The sequence below is a fragment of the Priestia sp. P5_B4 genome (assembly GCF_056400385.1).
The window spans coordinates 1-2111 of the sequence record NZ_JBFULJ010000673.1 but is presented as its reverse complement, the minus strand read 5'-3'; the positions used below and the strand labels follow the sequence as shown (position 1 = coordinate 2111).

Below are 2111 nucleotides of genomic sequence, written 5' to 3'. Positions count from 1 at the left end.
GTGCAGGATCTGCAACGTTTGCCAATGCACTTATTATCTTATCCGTGTTCGGAGCAATGATGATGTACTGCATCAGTTTAGTTTCTCTTTTCATTTTACGCAAAAAAGAACCTAACCTGTCCCGTCCTTTTAAAGTGAACTACCCGGTCGTGCCAAGCATTGCCTTAGTATTAGGGATTCTGTGCTTGTACAGCATCATAAAATACAGTGTTCTTACAACAAATTTAATGCTGTTTGGCGTTTCTCTACCTTTAATTTATGTGATTCTTGGAATTTTCCTTCTTTCAATTATTTACTATGTCTTTTATGGCTCTAGACAGCTCAAAAAAGAAGCAGCCAATTCATATCAAGAAGCATCCATTAAATAGGAAAGAAAACGGCTCGCTGTAAAGGCAAGCCGTTTTTCTTTCGAAATTAAAGGGTTGAGCGTTTTTTTGTAGAATGATATACTAGGTCTGTTTGTTGGAAGAATATACATACATTTATATTAGATAAAGAAGGGGCAATTATGATGAACAAACGTAATACAATCATTATCACGGTTGTTTCATCTATTCTGTTATCAGCCTGTCAGCAAGAAGAAACATTAAAAGACGGAAATACAATGATAGTAGAAAAAGATGCAAAAAAAGTACTAAACGAACCAAAAACACAGGTAGAAAGCATTCAATCGATTGATTTAAATAAAGAAGCAATGAGCGGGAAATTTATTACAGCCTGGATGACTGATTACTTTTCAGCGTTTGGAAAGGCAGTGGATCAAAACTCTTTTGATGATTTAAAAGCTTTTTTGAAAGCTGACAGTTCTTTTTATAAAGAGCAAAACCTTCTTGTTGAAAATTTCACACGTCAAGGCATCGAGCAGAAGAAGCAAACGTTCCATATTGTCAATTGGTATGAAGAACCTAACCATGTGTTCAAAATACAAACCCACGAGGAAAGCTTATTAAAACAGCCGGGTAAAGATCCTTATACTAAAATTTGTGACCGCCTTTATACAGCCGTTTATCAAAACGATACGTTAAAGTTATCGAATGTAGAACCATTTGACTTTTCATCTAAACCAAATGCAAGCACTGAAACTCCCACTACACAAACAACAGATTTACACGACTACGATGGAAAATGGACCACTGGCAATGATAACGGATCTCCTATCATTCAATTTCTTGCTACATCAAACTCGGAAGCAACGATTAAAATAAATTCGTACCAGCCACCTAGCAAAATCCGCGTGTCAACCGTTGAACAAAAAAATATTCGCTTTGAAAATAACCAAGCAGCCATTGAATATGAAAATGATGGACAAGGAAATAAAGGAACCATTGTCATTACGCTCAAAGAAAATTCCATTTCATTACTTGCTAAAACAGATCAAAATAAAAAGGCAAAGTGGGGAATTCCAAGCGGTGATTACGTGCTCGATACGTTTGAGAATTAAAGATTATTTTAAAAACAGACTAAATTCGGCATTGAGGAGGACACCTTATGCATAAAAAATGGACGATTGCATTCGTTCTACTGCTGCTAATGGTTTTGACAGCCTGTGAAGAAAAAGAAACAGTTAAGTTATCCAAACCAACCGAACCTTCCTCAGATGAAGTGATCCCAAAAGATCAAGCTAAGTCATCTCTTCCGCCTGATCTTGTATCAGAAAAAAAAGCAGAAAAAACTGCGGTTGAGACGATGAACAAAATTTCAAGTACCTATAAAGAATTAGGCGAAGAGTACGAATGGGAAAATGAATCTAACCCTGCTGATTATGAAACGCTAAAAAAAGCGTTAACGCCATACGCAACTTCATCTTTAATTGCAACAAAGCTAAAAAGTATTTCTACTAATTATTACTGCAAAGAATGCAATATGAGCTTTTTTCCTGATGTAACTCATCTGATTCGATTTGAACTTATTAACAATCACGCTGGGCAATTTTCGGTCTCGGCTATTGAGCCAATTAGTAAAGAAGGAAGCGGCGGACTGACCATTTACATGAATTTTAAATACGTTAATAAGCACTGGAAATTAAACGAATGGGATGAAGTTACCTATCATCAAAAATACCTCAACATTACGGCCGATGAATATATCAAATACGTAAAGTCAATTAATCC

At 35.9% G+C, this 2111-nt stretch carries 1 protein-coding gene and 2 pseudogenes; all 3 read left to right on the top strand.

The window, feature by feature from the left end:
• Window positions 1–368, top strand: a pseudogene (locus tag AC1DRF_RS24530) (ethanolamine permease); the annotation flags it as partial.
• Between the two features lie 143 nt (window positions 369–511).
• The gene (locus AC1DRF_RS24525; RefSeq protein ID WP_230184138.1) at window positions 512–1441 is read left to right on the top strand and encodes a TcaA NTF2-like domain-containing protein; all 930 of its coding nucleotides are present in this window, start codon (window positions 512–514) and stop codon (window positions 1439–1441) included.
• A gap of 47 nt (window positions 1442–1488) precedes the next feature.
• Window positions 1489–2111, top strand: a pseudogene (locus tag AC1DRF_RS24520) (TcaA NTF2-like domain-containing protein); the annotation flags it as partial.

What these genes read in the sequence shown, in the direction of transcription:
- AC1DRF_RS24525 (WP_230184138.1), top strand. Translation starts at nt 512, where the DNA reads ATGAACAAACGTAATACAATCATTATCACGGTTGTTTCATCTATTCTG.